20 protein-coding genes are annotated in these 17,722 nt (G+C 42.1%); 2 read left to right on the top strand and 18 right to left on the bottom strand.

Annotation, left to right across the window (positions count from 1 at the left end; genetic code table 11):
* Window positions 1-168 precede the first annotated feature (168 nt).
* The 17 genes from ACZ5AE_RS20920 to ACZ5AE_RS21000 form a co-directional block, all read right to left on the bottom strand.
* Complete coding sequence (locus ACZ5AE_RS20920) at window positions 169-1,656, bottom strand: spore germination protein (protein WP_464566495.1); 1,488 nt, start codon at window positions 1,654-1,656, stop codon at window positions 169-171.
* Window positions 1,613-2,218 (bottom strand): stage V sporulation protein SpoVABEA, encoded by a 606-nt coding sequence (gene spoVAEA / locus ACZ5AE_RS20925; protein WP_464566496.1) that lies wholly within the window; start codon window positions 2,216-2,218, stop codon window positions 1,613-1,615. Before spoVAEA ends, ACZ5AE_RS20920 begins: the two co-directional genes overlap by 44 nt.
* 28 nt (window positions 2,219-2,246) lie before the next feature.
* Window positions 2,247-2,669 (bottom strand): stage V sporulation protein AB, encoded by a 423-nt coding sequence (locus ACZ5AE_RS20930; RefSeq protein WP_464566497.1) that lies wholly within the window; start codon window positions 2,667-2,669, stop codon window positions 2,247-2,249.
* Complete coding sequence (locus tag ACZ5AE_RS20935; protein WP_464566498.1) at window positions 2,659-3,279, bottom strand: stage V sporulation protein AA; 621 nt, start codon at window positions 3,277-3,279, stop codon at window positions 2,659-2,661. The genes ACZ5AE_RS20930 and ACZ5AE_RS20935 overlap by 11 nt, the downstream gene beginning before the upstream one ends.
* Before the next feature lie 188 nt (window positions 3,280-3,467).
* Window positions 3,468-4,226: an RNA polymerase sporulation sigma factor SigF gene (gene sigF, locus ACZ5AE_RS20940; protein ID WP_464566499.1), complete on the bottom strand. Its 759-nt coding sequence runs from the start codon at window positions 4,224-4,226 to the stop codon at window positions 3,468-3,470.
* Between the two features lie 12 nt (window positions 4,227-4,238).
* Window positions 4,239-4,679 (bottom strand): anti-sigma F factor, encoded by a 441-nt coding sequence (spoIIAB, locus tag ACZ5AE_RS20945; RefSeq protein WP_213144970.1) that lies wholly within the window; start codon window positions 4,677-4,679, stop codon window positions 4,239-4,241.
* Between the two features lies 1 nt (window position 4,680).
* Window positions 4,681-5,031, bottom strand: a complete 351-nt coding sequence (spoIIAA, locus tag ACZ5AE_RS20950) for an anti-sigma F factor antagonist (protein ID WP_213144969.1) — start codon at window positions 5,029-5,031, stop codon at window positions 4,681-4,683.
* Window positions 5,032-5,161: 130 nt separating this feature from the next.
* Window positions 5,162-6,352 carry a D-alanyl-D-alanine carboxypeptidase family protein gene (locus ACZ5AE_RS20955; RefSeq protein ID WP_464566500.1) on the bottom strand — a complete coding sequence of 397 codons (1,191 nt, stop codon included), beginning with the start codon at window positions 6,350-6,352 and terminating at the stop codon, window positions 5,162-5,164.
* 122 nt (window positions 6,353-6,474) lie between these two features.
* A complete protein-coding gene (locus ACZ5AE_RS20960) occupies window positions 6,475-7,779 on the bottom strand; it encodes a pyrimidine-nucleoside phosphorylase (RefSeq protein ID WP_464573691.1) in 1,305 nt (434 codons plus the stop codon).
* 25 nt (window positions 7,780-7,804) lie between these two features.
* The gene (locus ACZ5AE_RS20965; protein ID WP_464566501.1) at window positions 7,805-8,623 is read right to left on the bottom strand and encodes a purine-nucleoside phosphorylase; all 819 of its coding nucleotides are present in this window, start codon (window positions 8,621-8,623) and stop codon (window positions 7,805-7,807) included.
* Window positions 8,624-8,655: 32 nt separating this feature from the next.
* Window positions 8,656-9,840 carry a phosphopentomutase gene (gene deoB, locus ACZ5AE_RS20970; RefSeq protein ID WP_464566502.1) on the bottom strand — a complete coding sequence of 395 codons (1,185 nt, stop codon included), beginning with the start codon at window positions 9,838-9,840 and terminating at the stop codon, window positions 8,656-8,658.
* A gap of 263 nt (window positions 9,841-10,103) precedes the next feature.
* Window positions 10,104-10,997 (bottom strand): site-specific tyrosine recombinase XerD, encoded by an 894-nt coding sequence (gene xerD / locus ACZ5AE_RS20975; RefSeq protein ID WP_464566503.1) that lies wholly within the window; start codon window positions 10,995-10,997, stop codon window positions 10,104-10,106.
* A 4-nt stretch (window positions 10,998-11,001) separates the two neighbouring features.
* Window positions 11,002-11,229 (bottom strand): YqzK family protein, encoded by a 228-nt coding sequence (locus ACZ5AE_RS20980; protein WP_464566504.1) that lies wholly within the window; start codon window positions 11,227-11,229, stop codon window positions 11,002-11,004.
* Window positions 11,230-11,450: 221 nt separating this feature from the next.
* A complete protein-coding gene (gene fur / locus ACZ5AE_RS20985; protein WP_464566505.1) occupies window positions 11,451-11,942 on the bottom strand; it encodes a ferric iron uptake transcriptional regulator in 492 nt (163 codons plus the stop codon).
* 111 nt (window positions 11,943-12,053) lie between these two features.
* Window positions 12,054-12,695 (bottom strand): stage II sporulation protein M, encoded by a 642-nt coding sequence (gene spoIIM / locus ACZ5AE_RS20990; protein WP_464566506.1) that lies wholly within the window; start codon window positions 12,693-12,695, stop codon window positions 12,054-12,056.
* A 1,008-nt stretch (window positions 12,696-13,703) separates the two neighbouring features.
* Entirely contained in the window at window positions 13,704-14,870 is a 1,167-nt protein-coding gene (locus ACZ5AE_RS20995; protein WP_464566507.1) for an endonuclease Q family protein, read from the bottom strand.
* Entirely contained in the window at window positions 14,870-15,421 is a 552-nt protein-coding gene (locus ACZ5AE_RS21000) for an NUDIX domain-containing protein (RefSeq protein WP_464566508.1), read from the bottom strand. The genes ACZ5AE_RS20995 and ACZ5AE_RS21000 overlap by 1 nt, the downstream gene beginning before the upstream one ends.
* 74 nt (window positions 15,422-15,495) lie before the next feature.
* On the opposite strand from ACZ5AE_RS21000, the gene mciZ reads away from it, so the two are divergent.
* Window positions 15,496-15,627 (top strand): Z-ring formation inhibitor MciZ, encoded by a 132-nt coding sequence (mciZ, locus tag ACZ5AE_RS21005; protein ID WP_464566509.1) that lies wholly within the window; start codon window positions 15,496-15,498, stop codon window positions 15,625-15,627.
* 64 nt (window positions 15,628-15,691) lie between these two features.
* Window positions 15,692-16,603: an aldo/keto reductase gene (locus ACZ5AE_RS21010; protein WP_464566510.1), complete on the top strand. Its 912-nt coding sequence runs from the start codon at window positions 15,692-15,694 to the stop codon at window positions 16,601-16,603.
* Between the two features lie 788 nt (window positions 16,604-17,391).
* Here the strand turns inward: ACZ5AE_RS21010 and ACZ5AE_RS21015 are convergent.
* On the bottom strand, window positions 17,392-17,640 hold the full coding sequence (locus ACZ5AE_RS21015) for a YqkE family protein (RefSeq protein WP_464566511.1): 249 nt from the start codon (window positions 17,638-17,640) through the stop codon (window positions 17,392-17,394).
* Window positions 17,641-17,722 lie beyond the last annotated feature (82 nt).

The following is a 17,722-nucleotide window of genomic DNA, read 5'->3' on the forward strand; positions in this document are numbered from 1 at the left end:
CCCTCTCTCCGTAACGACTCACTACAGTCTATGTAGACAATGAGTAAAAATAATAAACAAATAGACAGAATCCGCATTCGAAACTGCCTATTTTTATTTCTTTAATCCTTTATTTAATTAAACACTTTAGCATAATTATGCACATTCTGCAATTTGTTTTGAAAAAACTTACCCATTTGGAGGCTGACGGTAACGGTTTCTCGGATGAACAATACTTGGCCTAAGCACAGCACCCGGGATGGCTCGCCGGAAGACAATTTGTAAAAATCCTTTTGGTTCGAACGGAAGAAACGGCCATAAATAAGGGGTGTTGAGCGCCCGCATATGAACAAGAAAGATAAAAAAGATGGTTGAGCCAATGATAAAACCTGGTTCATGGAAAAATGCTACCGCTAACATCAAGAGCATTCTGGCAATTTTATTAGCTACACTTAATTCATAGCTTGGTGTGGTGAATGTTCCGATGCCGGCAACCGCAACATAAAGGATGACTTCAGGTACAAAAAGTCCGACATCAATGGCAATTTGTCCAATTAGCACTGCTGCAATTAAGCCCATAGCCGTTGACAACGGTGTTGGTGTATGTATGGCAGCCAGCTTCAAAAATTCTAACCCAAAATCCGCCAAAAACAGTTGGACAATTAATGGAATATTAGTCTGCCCATTTGGACCAATAAAGGCAATTTTCTCCGGCAGCAAGGATGGTTCTAAGACCATTAACAGCCAAAACGGAAGTAAAAAAATGGATGCTGAAACTCCTAAAAACCTCATCCAACGGACGAAGGTTCCCATTGCAGGTGATTCTCGAAATTCCTCTGCATGCTGGACATGATGAAAATATGTAGTAGGTGTAATAATGACACTTGGTGAGGTGTCACAATAAATTATTACATGCCCCTCTAATATATGGGCGGCAGCAACATCCGCCCGCTCCGTATATCTGACAATCGGAAATGGATTAAATCCTTGTTTTACGATAAATTCCTCTAGCGTTTTATCTGCCATGGGAATTCCATCAATATCAATTGATTTTAATTCTTTTCTTAGAATATTTAGTAAATCAGGGTCGGCCACATCCTCCAGATAGCCTAAAGCAATGTCTGCTTTTGAGCGCCTTCCTACCTTAATCATTTCAAAACGGAGCCGTTCGTCACGAATTCTCCGTCTTGTTAAAGCTGTATTTAAAATAATATTTTCAACAAATCCATCACGGGCGCCTCTCACAACCTTTTCTGTATCAGGCTCTTGAGGCGACCGTCCAGGATAACTCCTGACATCAATCGCAAACCCCGTACTTTCACCGTCAATGACAATCGCGATTAAACCGGATAAGACCTTATCCACCAATTGATCAAGCTGGGTAATATGCTCCACCGATTGGTTTACTAATCTATTTTCAATGACCTTAAAAAGGTCCGTAGAAAGCTTTTCCCGATTATTGATGCCGACCAGCTCTTTGATCAATTGAATAATGTACATTGTATCGCACAAACCATTTACATAGTAGATTTGGATGTCTTTCTTTAAGATTGTTAATTTCCTGACACCCAAATCAAAGCTTATCCCTAAGCCGACACTCTGCTTCATGTAATTTTCCACTTCATGCACTGATTCAGGAATCGGCCAATGTTCCACTTTGGATTGTGTCGTCGTCATAAAAACCACTCCTTTCAAGGATAAGTTCAACAGCTTTTTCTGTTATCGGTGCACCAAGCTTATAGGAATCGTGTCTCGCCATTTTGCCGATATCCCCTATACCTACAATAATCGGTACATTTAATTGATCCAAGCAATAAACGGTATCTCCATTTAGTCTCCCAATTTCCAGTTCAGGTATACCATATTTATCTACTCCGTATGGTGTTAATTCCCCGTCCCGATCAATACTTATATCTACCCTGGTCCATTCCTCGTGCCTAGATTTGGCTGCAACAGCAACGACGCCGAGAACATTGATGTCATCATGTTCCGCCACATATTTTAAGGCCTTCTCCCCGGCGCCTTCTCCAACAATTCCGCTGTCATCAAACATAACAAGAACCGGATCGTAGGGTGCTTTCTTAATAAGTTTGACAAGCTCCGGCCCCGACATTTTGGAGGGATTTCCCTTGGACTGTGTAATACAGCGTCCGCCTATGGTCTTGGCAACTTGCTCTAAAGACCTCCTGGTGTGTTCATCGCCATCTGTTACTAAAATAACATTCCTTTTGTTGCTCATACTTTGATGTCCTTCCCTTTTAAAAATTTTAATGATGGACAAAGTAAAGCCATTGAAAGATAGAACCAAATATTTTCCCTAAAACAATTGCCATTATTAAAATGACAATCTTTCCATCTAAATGAATTCGTTTAGCAAGGATTGGGAAAACGTTTAAAGCCTCTGTAAGACCTGCAGCCAGCATCCCAACAAAAACACCGCCACAAAGCCCCAAGGGAATTAAGAAATAAGCGGATATTTCTAATATGGGGTCTCTTAGGCTGGCAAAAACTCCCGTTAATGCCCCGATAACGACTCCCCATTCATACTGATAAATCATTTTCATCGTTTTGGTAAGCTGCGTTAATCTGGGGATAACCCCCAGAACGGTAAGAAATGCAACAAATCCCGAGCCAACGGCCAACCCACTGGCAATTCCCAAAAACATAACGGCAATAATTTTAATCGTCATGAACCCGTTTCATACTTTCTTTATTTTCATGGAGAATGACGTAATTATCTAAATCCATCTGATAATTAAACATCTCAACCTCGAGCGGACTTGGCTCATCATTAATTCTCTTCTTGAAGACATGATTGAAAAAGAGAATCATGCCAAGCCCTAAGCCAATTGAATAGGGAATTTGAAAAAGCAGCGGTTTTGCTTCCTTCTTACCAGTAATGATTGTGTAGATTTTCTCCTGCACACTTTTCATACTGACATCATCATGAAAATTCATCAGTGTCATGGCCGAACCGAAAAATAAAAGAAACCATATTAAAAGAAAAAAAGGAATCGAAACTCCTTTTTTCTTGGCTACTACTTCAATAATCGTCTGCGCCGGTCCGATTGTTTGGACCTCAACATCCTCAAACCTGGCCGTAATTAACCGAATGACTTTCATGATATCGATCACAACAATATTTCCGTCCTCTTTTTTTAATTGGTAAATCTCCATCGATTGTAAATCATGAAGGACCTCTTCAGTGGCAATCATCTGAGCAGCATCTTTTAATAAAACCTTTCCCTCCGGAGGGACTTGAACACGATTCCGCATGCGAATGTAGATTGTTTTTTCCAAAACATCACTTCCCACACAAAGATTTCTCGTATAAGTAGTATGGGTAAAAACTGCCTTTTTATGAAAACAAAAAATGGAATGCTTTTTTCTTAAATGAAAACTCGCCGATTGGCGAGTCCGATAGGACGAAGACAGATGCGTAGTTGAATTTATACTTTTCTATTAGCCCAAAAAAAAGACCAAATGGATTAGAGATCCATTCGGTCCTTCATTTGCAGAAGTATCTTTTTTTCAAGCCTCGAAACTTGAACCTGGGAAATTCCCAGTCTTACCGCCACTTCTGATTGGGTTTGGTCCTTATAATAGCGCAAATAGACTATTAGCCGCTCCCTCTCATCAAGCTCGCGGATGGCTTCTTTTAAAGCGATTTTATCAAACCATTTGCTGTCGTTCCCATCATCAATTTGATCTAGCAGGGTAATGGGATCCCCGTCATTTTCATAGACTGTTTCATGAATAGATGAAGGTGTCCTGCCTGCTTCCTGGGCAAGTATGACGTCCTCAGGTGATATCTCAAGGTATTCTGATATTTCATTAACGGTTGGAATTCTACCAAGTGTTTTCGACAGCTCATCCTTGGCCTTTCGGATTTTGTTCCCCATTTCCTTCAGCGATCGGCTGACCTTAACCGTACCATCATCGCGGATAAACCGCTGGATTTCTCCAATGATCATCGGGACAGCATACGTAGAAAACTTGACATCATAAGATAGGTCAAACTTATCAACTGATTTTAATAGACCAATACAGCCGATTTGAAATAGGTCATCCGGGTCATAGCCTCTATTCAGGAACCTTTGGACAACAGACCAAACAAGCCGCATATTTTTTTCAACGATTAAATCGCGCGCTTCCTGATCCCCGTCTTGGCTTCTTTGAATGAGCTCCTTGACTTCATGATCCTTTAAATACGTTTGATTTTTGTCGTTTTTGACCTCCACATCCATCGGCAAGTCTCCTTAATTGCAAAGCATTTTGCTAGATTTTAAATGCTTTCGTAGTCTAACCTCGGTCCCGCTGCCAGGCTGTGTGAAGACCTCTAACTCATCCATAAAATTTTCCATGATGGTAAAGCCCATTCCGGATCTTTCGAGTTCCGGCTTTGTTGTAAATAATGGCTGACGAGCTTCTTCCACATCCGCTATACCTAATCCATTATCTTTAATGGACAATTCAATGAAACTATCCTCTATTGAAACATGAATATAAACAATTCCATTCGGGTCATTTTCATACCCATGAATAATTGCATTTGTAACTGCCTCTGAAACAACCGTTTTTAGCTCAGTCAGCTCATCCATTGTCGGGTCAAGCTGGGCGATAAAGGCAGCAACGGTTACACGGGCAAAGGATTCATTCTGGCTTAATGCGCTAAACTGAAGAGTCATTTCGTTCTTCACGTTAGGCCACCCCCAATCTTTGCAATGCAAATTCCTCAGTCGGTTCCATTTTGATAATTTTAAACATTCCCGACATATCGAATAATCTTTGGATTGCAGGGGAAATTGCGCAAACAACCATTTCACCGTGCACCTGTTTAATTTGCTTATATCTGCCTAATATAACACCAAGCCCAGAGCTATCCATAAAGGTTAACTGTGCTAGATTTAAGACAATGTGGCGGATTCCATTGTTTTCAATTACGCTTGAGGCTTTTTCGCGAAGCTCATCAGCTGTATGGTGGTCCAATTCACCGCTTAAACGAATCAGCAAAACATCGTGTTTTGTTTCTAGTTCAATGTTTAGACTCACTATCCTTCGTCCTCCTTATTCAGGTATAGTGAGTCAATTCGCCTTTTGTCCGTTCATTTCCTTCTCAACATACAAAACTAGACGATTTTCGCTAAAAGTAGTGATTACGTTTTGGGATTCGACATTCCATTTATTTTCCAGCCTTTGTAAACATGCCAAAGGAACGTTTATATAGGGTCCACCACCCTGCCTCTTTAACAGTCCTTTTGGCAACCAGCGGGCTTTCCAAAACAATCTTGCCATCTTTAATTAGCTTAATGGTTCCTACTCGATCACCTTTTTGAATGGGAGCCTTTAGTTTCTTTTCAAGAGTTATCTTTTGCTTCACATCCTCGGTCTTTTCACCCTTTTTCGTTAGAAGAGAAAGCGGTTCGCTTGTTACGGCCTCGACTTTTTTGTCCTGGCCTTTACTCACTTTTGCTTCACCAATAATTTGATTCCGCTTGTAGACTGGATGTGTTTGATATTGGCTGAACGCATAGTCAAGCATTTTTGTGACTTGGGCATTGCGGTCCTTGGATGTCGGAGCCCCAAAAACTACAGCAATGACTCTCATCCCATCCTTTTGTGCCGTTGCTGTTAAGCAGTATTTTGCTTCAGCCGTAAATCCAGTTTTTAAGCCATCCACTCCTGGATAGAAACGAACTAATTTATTTGTATTAACCAGCCAGAATTTTTTATCCGTATTTTCACGGAGATAAGCTTCATACAATCCCGTGAATTTCGTAATGTCTTCATATTTTAATAATTCTTTTGCCATGACGGCCATGTCATGTGCAGAGCTGTAATGACCGCTTTCTGGCAGGCCAGTCGTATTTTTAAAGAAAGTTTGCTTTAAGCCAAGTTCCTTCGCCTTTGCGTTCATCATGTCAACGAATGCTTCTTCGGAACCGCCAATTCTTTCAGCCATTGCAACAGAAGCATCATTGCCTGAACCGATGGCAATCCCTAGCAGCATTTGCTTGGCGGTCATTTCCTCGCCCGGTTCAAGAAAAATTTGTGAGCCACCCATTGAGGCGGCATACTCACTTGTGCGGATTTTTTCATCCCACTTCAGCTTTCCTTTGTCAATCGCCTCCATGATTAATAACATGGTCATGATTTTTGTCATGCTAGCAGGAGGTAACTTCTCGCTGCCATTTTGATCATAAAGAATTTTTCCGGTATCTCTTTCCATTAATATAGCAGAACGGACACCCGTGACAATCTCAGTCCCTTGCTTTTCCTCCGCTTTTTTCTCCTCCGCCGCAAAGGCACGAGGCCCCCCTAAACTTGTAAACATAAATAGCATAACTATTAAATAGACTAAACGACGCTTCATCGCAAAACCCTCCAATCTTTATAGCCAACATTTTTTCCAAAATTACCAACTTTATACATAAAAAGGTGTCAGGCACCACGTGAAAATTTCACATGGTGCCTGACACCCGCCTAAGACTTTAATTATTCCGTTATTTCTTCGTAAATAAGGGTCGGTGCTTCCACATTGGACGAAGAGATTTTAATATTTTCATAAAGCTTTTCTGATACTTCTTTGATATCCTCGAAATTGCTGTAGATGGTGACTAGGGATTCACCTTTGCTTACCTGGTCACCGATTTTCTTTCTAAGGACGAGGCCAACTGCGAGGTCAATTACAGATTCCTTTGTTGCCCTGCCTGCCCCTAGAAGCATGGCTGCCGTCCCCACTTCATCAGCAACAATTTCGGAAACATAACCGTCCTCTTTGGCTTCTAGTTCAAATGTATATTTTGCTTGTGGCAGCTTTGCCTGATTATCGACTACAGCTGCATCTCCACCTTGGGAGCTTAGGAATATCTTAAATGTTTCAAGAGCCGCCCCATTTTGGATTGCCTCCTCTAATAAGGAGCGCGCTTCTTTTAGTGAAGGTGCCTTTCCTCCTAAGTACACCATATGGCTTCCTAAGGTTAAGCACAGCTCTGTTAAATCCTCCGGACCTTCCCCTTTTAAGGTGTCAATTGCTTCCTTAACTTCTAAAGCGTTCCCGATGGCAAACCCGAGCGGCTGGCTCATATCGGAAATCACCGCCATGGTTCGCCGGCCGACCTTGTTGCCGATTCCGACCATTGCCCGAGCTAATTCCCTTGAATCCTCAAGGGTCTTCATAAATGCGCCTGCTCCTGTTTTTACATCAAGAACAATTGCGTCCGCACCAGCGGCAATTTTTTTGCTCATAATCGAGCTGGCAATCAACGGAATACTTTCAACAGTTCCCGTTACATCTCTCAGCGCATACAGTTTCTTATCAGCGGGTGTCAAATTCCCGCTTTGACCAATGACTGCAATTTTATTTTTATTCACCAGCTCGGTAAATTCTGAACTGTCAATTTCCACATGGAAGCCTGCCACTGATTCTAGTTTATCAATGGTTCCCCCAGTATGCCCCAACCCCCGTCCGGACATTTTTGCAACCGGAACACCGACTGATGCCACAAGCGGGCCGAGAACTAGTGTCGTCGTATCGCCCACTCCTCCAGTTGAATGCTTATCAACTTTGATTCCCTCGATTTGCGATAAATCAATCTGATCACCTGATTTCACCATGGCCATCGTTAAATCGGCCCGTTCTTTTTCCGTCATACCTTGAAAAACAACCGCCATGGTAAAAGCACTTACTTGATAATCCGGGATGGCTCCCTCGGTATATCCTTGAATGATAAAATTAATCTCTTCAGTAGACAGTTCATGTCCGTCACGTTTCTTCTCAATCAAATCAACCATTCTCATTTTACTCACCACTTTACCATCAAAATTAAGCAAGACTTTTTACAATTTCTTTAATATACAGAAGGAAATTTGCTTTTACTTTTTCCGTTGTTTCGATAACCTCGTCATGGGTCAAAGGCTGGTCAAGGATCCCTGCTGCCATATTGGAAATGCAGGAAATTCCAAGCACTTTCATGCCGCTATGACGAGCAACGATGACCTCCGGCACAGTTGACATTCCAACCGCATCCCCGCCAAGGGTCCGAACCATTCGGATTTCAGCAGGTGTTTCATAAACAGGTCCGGGATTACCGAAATAAACACCTTCCCTCACATCAATGTTTAAGCGGGAAGCAATCTCCTTAGCCATTGTCCGCAATTCCTTTGTATAGGCTTCCGACATATCTGGGAAGCGGACGCCGAAATGACTGTCATTTGGGCCAATCAGCGGGTTTGTTCCCATATTATTTATATGGTCAGTAATAATCATTAAGTCGCCCGGCGTAAAGCTTTCATTTACCCCGCCGGCGGCATTTGTGACAATTAATATCTCGACCCCCAGTTCCTTCATCGTCCTTACTGGAAAGGTTACTTTATCCATGCTATAGCCTTCGTAGAAGTGAAACCGCCCCTGCATCGCGACAACCTCAACACCGCCCAGCAAGCCAAACACGAGCTGGCCGGCATGGCCTTCGACTGTAGAAACTGGAAAATCTGGAATTTCATTATATGGTATTTTGACCGGCTGTTCGATTTCCTCAGCCAGTACACCGAGACCTGATCCTAGAATAAGACCTATCTTCGGGACATTCACATATTTTTCTTTTAAAAAGCTGACTGCCTTTTGAGTATTTTGGTAATTCATCCTTATTCACCCTCTTAGAAGCATTCAATGGATTATTTCAATTCGTTTAAGAAGCTTTTCCCATAGTTCGGCATTTTCACGTTAAAGTTCTCGGCAACGGTTGCGCCTATATCGGCAAAGGTTTCCCGTAAAGGAAGTTCTCGGCCTGTTTGTTTACCCTTCGAGTAGACAAGGAGGGGCACATATTCACGGGTATGGTCTGTTCCAGGGGCAATAGGATCATTTCCATGATCCGCCGTAATAATTAACAGGTCATCTTCCTTCATTTTCGCGAACACCTCAGGAAGACGGGCATCATATTCCTCCAAGGCACGGCCATACCCTTCTGGATCCCGGCGGTGGCCATACAGGGCATCAAAATCTACAAGATTTAAAAAGCTGATTCCAGTGAAGTCCATGTCAATGGTTTCAATCAATTTATCCATGCCGTCCATATTTGAGACCGTTCTTAATGCTTTGGTTACACCTTCCCCATCATAAATATCGGATATTTTTCCAATTGCTATCACATCAAAGCCGGCATCCTTTAATTCACTCATAACGGTTCTGTCAAAAGGCTTTAAGGCGTAGTCATGGCGGTTCGGCGTCCGTTTAAAACTGCCCGGTTCTCCTACAAACGGCCGCGCAATGACTCTTCCAACCATATATTTTTCATCAAGGGTTAATTCTCGCGCTATTTTACAAATTCGATATTGCTCTTCAATCGGAATAATTTCTTCATGGGCCGCAATTTGCAGGACGGAATCGGCCGACGTATAGACGATTAATGCGCCTGTTTTCATATGCTCCTCGCCTAGTTCATCGATGATTGCCGTTCCGCTTGCCGGTTTATTGCCGATAACTTTTCTTCCTGACCGCTGTTCGAGTTCTGAAACAAGCTCCTTTGGAAATCCATCTGGGAAGACACGGAATGGTGTCTTGATATTTAAACCCATGATTTCCCAATGCCCTGTCATGGTATCTTTCCCGTTGGAGGCTTCCTTCATTTTTGTATAAAAGGCAAGAGGTTTTTCCGCCTTTTGAATTCCTTTTAGTTCACGAATATTGCTCAGCCCCAGCTTGCCCATATTGGGCATGTCGAGCCCGTTCATTTTTTCCGCGATATGTCCAAGCGTATCGGCACCCTTGTCGCCGAATTTTTCGGCATCAGGGGCTTCACCAATACCGACAGAGTCCATCACGACAATAAAAATACGATTATATGTATTAGCCGTCATTTTACTCTTTTCCTCCTTAATGTTCACCGGATATGGCCGCCTGTTAACTGGCCACACAGGATTGATAACGTTTACACATCTTCAAAAAAAGAAGCAATTCACAACTATATGTTGTCCTACTTAGGCTCTATTACTCTAAAAAGTAACCAAGTATTCGTCAGAAGTCTGACCTCTTTTATTTTACTAAACGCAGAGAAAATTACAAGGAAAAAGCTGCCTATTTTTTCGGCAGCTTATGACAATTGTATGAAACTATCAATCTATTAAGCTCTTGGGTGAAATTTCCGATAAACATCATTCAAACGAGGCTTCGTAACTTGAGTATAAATTTGTGTTGTCGAGATATCGGCATGACCGAGCATTTCCTGGACAGCTCTTAGGTCAGCCCCGTTTTCAACCAAGTGGGCTGCAAAGGAATGACGCAGTGTATGCGGTGTTAGCTCTTTATCAATACCTGCTTCAAACGCCAATTTTTTCAAAATTTTCCAAAAACCCTGACGAGAGAGACGCTTTCCTTGATGATTTAAAAATAAGGCATTAACGGCATGTTTTAGGGAGACAAAATGGGGTCTTCCCTGTTCAAGATAGTGTTTGACGGCGTCCGCAGCCGTTTTGCCAATTGGGATGATCCTCTCTTTATCCGCTTTTCCCCTGCAGCGGATAAACCCCATCGTCAATTGGACATGCTCAATATCCAAGTCAATCAGTTCGCTTACGCGAATTCCTGTCGCATAAAGAAGCTCGAGCATGGCCTTGTCCCTTAAACCATAATGATCATTGGTTTTAGGAGTATCTAACAGCTGTTCCACTTCTTTAAGAGTTAACACCTTCGGAAGCGAACGTTCCATCCGCGGTGTTTCGATCTGCACGGAAGGGTCATCTTCAACCACTTTACTTCTTAATAAAAACTGATGAAATGAGCGAATGGAAGCAATGTGTCTTGCCAATGTTTTAGCAGACTTTCCCTGCTCCTTTAAATACTCCAAAAAATGAATGATATGTACACGCTGAACATCATTTAATGAAGGAAGCAGTTCTACCTTGGTTAAATAGTCCAGGTAGCTTTTTAAATCGCGCTCATATGACAGCAACGTATTTAGGGCCAGTCTTTTTTCAACGCCCATATATTGCTTGAATTCCTGTAAATGCTGTTCCATTGCCTTACTCCCCATTTAAATAAAAAAATATCAGCCGGTCTACTAGAGAAGAATCGCTTTCACTCATTGTATTGGAGACCTTAAGCGCCGTTCCTTCCGGTTCGTCGTAGCGGTGATAGTTTTGATATTCTTCAGATACCCACATGATACCATAATAAAAAAGAATCGTGCACCCTGTGAATATGATAAATACCTTTACGGTTTGCAGAATGACTTTCATAAACGAGAGCATGTTACGTTCCCCCAAATTAGTTTTCTATTAACAAGGTATGCCAAAATGGACAGGTTTTATACCTTGCTGCATCGGGTTTTAGCATGCTCATTTATATAAAAACTCGCCGATTGGCGGGTCCGTTAGGTCGAAGACAGAGACGCAGTTGAATTTATGCGTTAAGAAAGTGTAAAATTTGAAGAATTCTACACTTTCTTAATTAGCTAAAAAAAAAGCCCTTTTCATTCAAAGGACTGTTTGATTTTATTCTGTTTGGTTTGTTCTCCGTCTTTGACTTTATCCTGGCAGCGATGGCAGATACCATGAAAGGTAAGACGATGGTCTTTTATTTTAAAGTTCCATCTCTTTTCTACAACTGCTTCGACATCTTCCAGTAAGTCCTCCTGAATTTCGCTAACAGCACCACATTCGATACAAACAAGGTGGTGGTGAAAATGGGCTGCACCTTCCTGACGGAGGTCGTAACGGGACACACCGTCACCAAAATTTATTTTATCGACAATTTTTAGCTCCGTTAATAATTCTAAAGTCCGATAAACAGTTGCCAAGCCTATTTCTGGCGATTTTTCCTTAACGAGGAGGTACACATCTTCCGCGCTTAAATGATCCTCTTCATTTTCCAATAAAACTCTGACGGTTGCTTCACGCTGAGGTGTTAGCTTATAACTTGCTGAATGCAACTGCTTCTTTATTCTCTCAATTCTAGTTTCCATCCTGAAGCCCCTCCCACGCTACTGTTAATTCACATTATAACAGATGAGGAAGGAGATTCAAAATAAAATTATTATAAAGTGGAGTTTATACATATTATTATTTAATAATTATTATACACTGATTGATGTAATCATTGTTTTCATCAGCCATGGTGATAAATACGCTTCAACAACTGACGCTGCTGAAATAAACACGACCGCCGCTATGAGTGCGAAAATATATCCCTTCAGTAAAGGCGCTAAAGGCTTTGCATACTGCTTCATAAATTGCTTCTTAATCATTCTCAATGAAAAAATGACTGACAAGGCCGCCATAATAATAAAGACCGGAATGATAATCAAGTTCTGTGGCAGAATCGAGGAGACCGCCAGCAAAAACCCTTTCCAGCCCATTTGGCTGACAAGGAACCCAACTGTAAATCCTACCACCATCCCTTTGACAAACAGAAGAATAAGAATAACAGGAAGCCCGATAATAGAAATCCCCAAAATCCAAATTAATCCTATGAATTTACTATTATGAAGGAAGCTTTGCAAGAACAAATCACTGTTCTCGCCTGCTTTTTCTGTGGAGACTTGTCCAAAGAACTGCGATAAATAATAGAATAGATCTTCCTTTTGCATAAAGCTCATACTGTTGACGACAATTGCACCAAAAATAACACCCATAAAAAACAGCACAACAATAAATAAGAAAATTGAGGAATGCTCACGGAAACTTACTGCATTGGATGGGTACAAACGTTTTTTCATTTGCGGTTCCTCCTGGCATTTGCTAATGATAATACATTCTATGCCAGTCTAGCTTTTCTATGATTAAAATTGATAGATTCGATAAAAAATTTAGTTTTTAAATAGGAAAAACTATTTTATAACCTTAACAGCAAAAAATCTTGAACTATTTGTGCAAGTAGAATTTTTTATAACAACCGGGTAAATGTTTTTTAGACATTCGGTTGTTATGAGCTCTTAATAACGACCGAGCACTTCATTTTTTCCATTATTCGGGTGTTTTGAGACCTTTTATTACGACCGGGCACTTGGTCTTTTCTGCCGTTCAGGTGTTATAAGACCTTCATAACTACCGAGAGCTTGATCTTTTCTGCCGTTCGGGTGTTATGAGACCTTCATAACTACCGAGCGCTTCATTTTTTCCATTGTTCGGGTGTTATGAGACCTTTTATAACTACCGAGCGCTTGGTCTTTTCTGCCGTTCGGGCGTTATGAGACCTTCATAACTACCGAGCGCTTCATTTTTTCCATTGTTCGGGTGTTATGAGACCTTTTATAACAACCGGGCACTTGGTTTTTTCAGCCATTCTGGCGTTATGAACCCTTCATAACTACCGAGCGCTTCATTTTTTCCATTGTTCGGGTGTTATGAGACCTTTTATAACGACCGGGCACTTGGTTTTTTCAGCCATTCTGGCGTTATGAACCCTTCATAACTACCCAGCGCTTGGTCTTTTCTGCCGTTCGGGCGTTATGAACCCTTCATAACTACCGAGCGCTTCATTTTTTCCATTGTTCGGGTGTTATGAGACCTTTTATAACGACCGGGCACTTGATTTTTTCAGCCATTCTGGCGTTATGAACCCTTCATAACTACCGAGCGCTTGGTCTTTCCGCCGTTCGGGCGTTATGTGCTCCCCATAACGACCGGGTACTTCATTTTTTCAATCGTTCGAGCGTTAAAATCCTGCATAAAAGAAAGCTCGCCTATTGGCGAGCTTAAAAGATTATTCATATGCAATATTGCAGTTATTGATCCGCAATTTTTCCGTATTTTCCCCCGCCGCCGGCTGCTAGGTTTATTTTTCCTTCTCTTGCCTTCATGATGAGGTCGGCGATTTTCTCGGGAACAACCTCTTTTAATGCCTCAAAAGGTACCTCGTGTAAAATGGCCATTTCGCTGCCGAAGTGGTTGACGAGTTTTTCCAGCATGCGCGGTCCAAGCCCTGGGATAAATTCGAGCGGCACCTGATGAACATAAGGCGGGCGTCCTGGCGGGCTTGTTTCAGCCGTTTTTAGTTCAAGGATTCGGTCGGCCACTCCTTTAATGATTTTTCTATGACCACACAAATCACAAATTTGGTCATCTTCCTGAAGCGGATTCAGACACTCGGCGCAAACGGTTTTATGGTATTTGCCGAGCAGTGGATCCAATCCGAAGTTGGCAATAATTTTGCGTCCGTCCTCTCCATTAAGGGCTTTTTGTAATTCCTTAAAGGTTGGTTCCTCCATCGCCATCACTTGATACTCACGGGCAATTTTTGCAAGAGAATGGGCATCCGAGTTAGTCACAAATGTATAATTGTGCAGTTCGCCTAACTGGTCAGCCATTTGTGTGTCAGAGCTTAAACCAAGCTCAATTCCGTCTATCAAGTTCGGATCAAGGACCTCTGTGAGAGACTTTTTAACCCCTTTTCCATATAGGCTTTTAAAAGGTGTAAACACATGCGCCGGAATAAATATACCGCCCATTTCTTTGACCTTTTTCTGCAGCTCCATGCCAGTGATATAAATCCTTTGCGAGCTTAGCTGTATATTTTTCAAATGTCCCGACAGCCAATTAGAAAAGTCCCTCATGACAGCGAGCGTTGGGAAGTAGCAAAGAAGATGAATCGGGCCGTGGCAGTTTTCATCATAAATTTCCAATTCCGAGCCCGGAATGACAGTCAAATCGCCAAATATCAAGCCCCCATCCTCATGCTCGTATACCTCTCCACTTTGAATTAAGCTCTCCATTTCCAAAATGACTTCCGGAGAATGGCTGTCAATGATTCCGACCATGTTCAGCCCTTTTACATGGCGTGCATGTTCAATTATATTTGTAAATGTAAGAGATTTGGCGCCGGTTATTTTAACTGGCTTGCCTGTCCAGGTCCGGCCAATATGAATATGTAAATCGACATAATAGCGGTTCATTATTTCTTCAACGCCTCTTGTAGTTGTAAGTATTGGACTGCGTAAATGGTTTTTGCGTCATATATTTTTTGTTCTTTTATATATTGAAGGACTTCTTCTAGCGTCAATTCCTCCAAATTGACAAACTCATCCTCATCAAGAGCTGCTGAATCTTCTTTTTTCGTTAAGCCTCTTGCGAGATAAACATGGACAATTTCATCGGCAAAACCCGGCGAGGTATAAAAAGATGTCAGCAGATCAAGGCTCTCGCACTCATACCCTGTCTCTTCTTCCAATTCTCTGCGGGCACAGCCGGCTGGTTCTTCACCTTTTTCAAGCTTTCCAGCGGGGATTTCGACGATTGTTCGTTCCAGTGCTTTACGATATTGCTCGACCATGATGATTTTATTATCAGGGGTAACAGCTAAAATGGCTACCGCCCCTGGATGCTTGATAATTTCCCGCTTCGATGTTTTTCCGTTCGGCAGTTCCACTTCCTGTAAGTGAAGGCTGATGATTTTCCCTGAAAAAATTTCTTCGCTTTTAAGTGTTTTTTCCTCAAGCTTGCTCATTATCGTCAACTCCTGTTCTAGTCCGGTTAATTCCCGTCATACATTTTACCATACTTAATTGGGAGGAGTATGGGATGAAGGTGTATGTGCATGAAAAGGGGATTATCCTTGTTGGCAAAGGCTGGGAAGTGCTGCGAAAGCTAAAGGAATATCGGAAAGAGTTTGAGAATGTTTCCGACTGGGTGCAAAACGTCAAGCAAAAATGAATCCTGTTGTTTGTAGTCTCCCCCGTTCTTGATTAAAATTATAGAAATATGAGGGGGGATTTTTTTGAAGAAGAGAAGATTGGGCAGATCTGATTTGTATGTAACGGAACTAGGGCTCGGCTGTATGTCAATTGGAACAGATGAAAAAGCGGCCCAAGAAATTATTGAAGCGGCTCTTGAGGAAGGGATCAATTATTTCGATACAGCGGATTTATATGATTTCGGGGTTAATGAAGAAATTGTTGGGAAGACGTTAAAAAGTGTTCGCAACAAGGTGATTATCGCTACGAAGGTCGGGAACCGCTGGAAGCCGGATCATTCTAGCTGGACCTGGGATCCTTCAAAGGTCTATATCAAAGAAGCGGTAAAAAACAGTCTGAAACGGCTCGGAACAGACTATATTGATCTCTATCAATTACATGGCGGGACGATTGATGACCCGATTGATGAAACAATAGAAGCGTTTGAGGAACTAGTTTCTGAAGGAGTAATCCGCAATTACGGAATTTCCTCCATCCGGCCGAATGTCATCCGTGAATATGTGGAGAAATCACATATTGTTTCTGTGATGATGCAGTACAGTATCCTTGACCGCCGTCCTGAGGAAGAGGCATTGCCGCTATTGGCTGAACATGACGTGGGCGTTGTCACACGCGGAACGCTGGCCAAAGGGCTGTTGAGTGACAAGCTGCTAGACAAGGCTTCAGGGAAAGGGTATCTCAATTATAGTTTAGGTGAATTGAGTGAAGTACTGGCTCTTTTGAAGGAAAAAGCAGGTGCTGGCCGGTCATTTACAGAGGTGGCGGTGCAGTATAATCTGGCTAATCCTGCGGTTGCCTCGGTTGTGGCGGGTGCGAGCAGTGTGGAACAGATTAGGAGCAATGCTGCTGCGGTTAGGAGTCAGCCGCTGACCGATGAGGAAGTTTCGGTAATTAAAGAACTGACTAAGGGTAGTGTTTATTTGGAGCATCGGTAATTCTTTTCTGGAGGGGATGTGCCAGGGGGGGAATGGTTACCCTACCTTTGGCATTTCTGGAGTTTCTGGCACCAATAATGCTTATTGGTTACCAACTTTTGAAATCTATCGGGTTTCGGGCGCCAATAAGGCTTATTGGCTACCCTACCTTTGGCATTTCCGGAGTTTCTGGCACCAATAATGCTTATTGGTTACCCAACTTTTGAAATTTATCGGGTTTCGGGCGCCAATAAGGCTTATTGGCTACCCTACCTTTGGCATTTCCGGAGTTTCTGGCACCAATAAAGCTTATTGGCTACCGAACTTTTGAAATCTATCGGGTTTCGGGCCCCAATAAGGCTTATTGGCTACCCAACTTTTGAAATCTATCGGGTTTCGGGCCCCAATAAAGCTTATTGGTTACCCAAATTTTGAAATTTATCGGATTTCGGGCGCCAATAAGGCTTATTGGTTACCCTACCTTTGTCATTTCCGGAGTTTCGGGCCCCAATAAAGCTTATTGGCTACCCAACTTTTGAAATTTATCAGGTTTCGGGCGCCAATAAGGCTTATTGGTTACCCAACTTTTGAAATTTATCGGGTTTCGGGCGCCAATAAGGCTTATTGGTTACCCAACTTTTGAAATTTATCGGGTTTCGGGCGCCAATAAGGCTTATTGGCTTCCCAACTTTTGAAATCTATCGGGTTTCGGGCCCCAATAAGTCTTATTGGTTACCTAACTTTTGATATTTCCGGAGCTTTGTGCACCAATAGCAGCCTATCCGAATTTTCAAATTGATATTTCTTTTCTATTTAAATTCCTTCCAATTCATGCCGCTCTCATTTAGCAGCTCTTCAAAGGATTTGTTCTTTTCTTTCAATCTTCTTTCTTCCCGCTTTCTCTGCTCTTCTTCCTCTCGTTTTCTATCTTCTTCCGCCTTCAATTGCTCCTGCTGCTCTTTTAATTTTTTTATTAAATCGGGATTCATCATGTCTTTAAGCGTAACTGCAGCATCGTCTTTTTTCGGCTGACGTTTAGGTTGTTGTCTTTTCTTCATAGGTTTGATGCTCCTTCAAAAACTACTTTTATTCCATTATACAACCCGCTATTTCAAAAATCATATAAAAAGCAGGCCCCCT

This window comes from Neobacillus sp. S1227, from assembly GCF_055385255.1.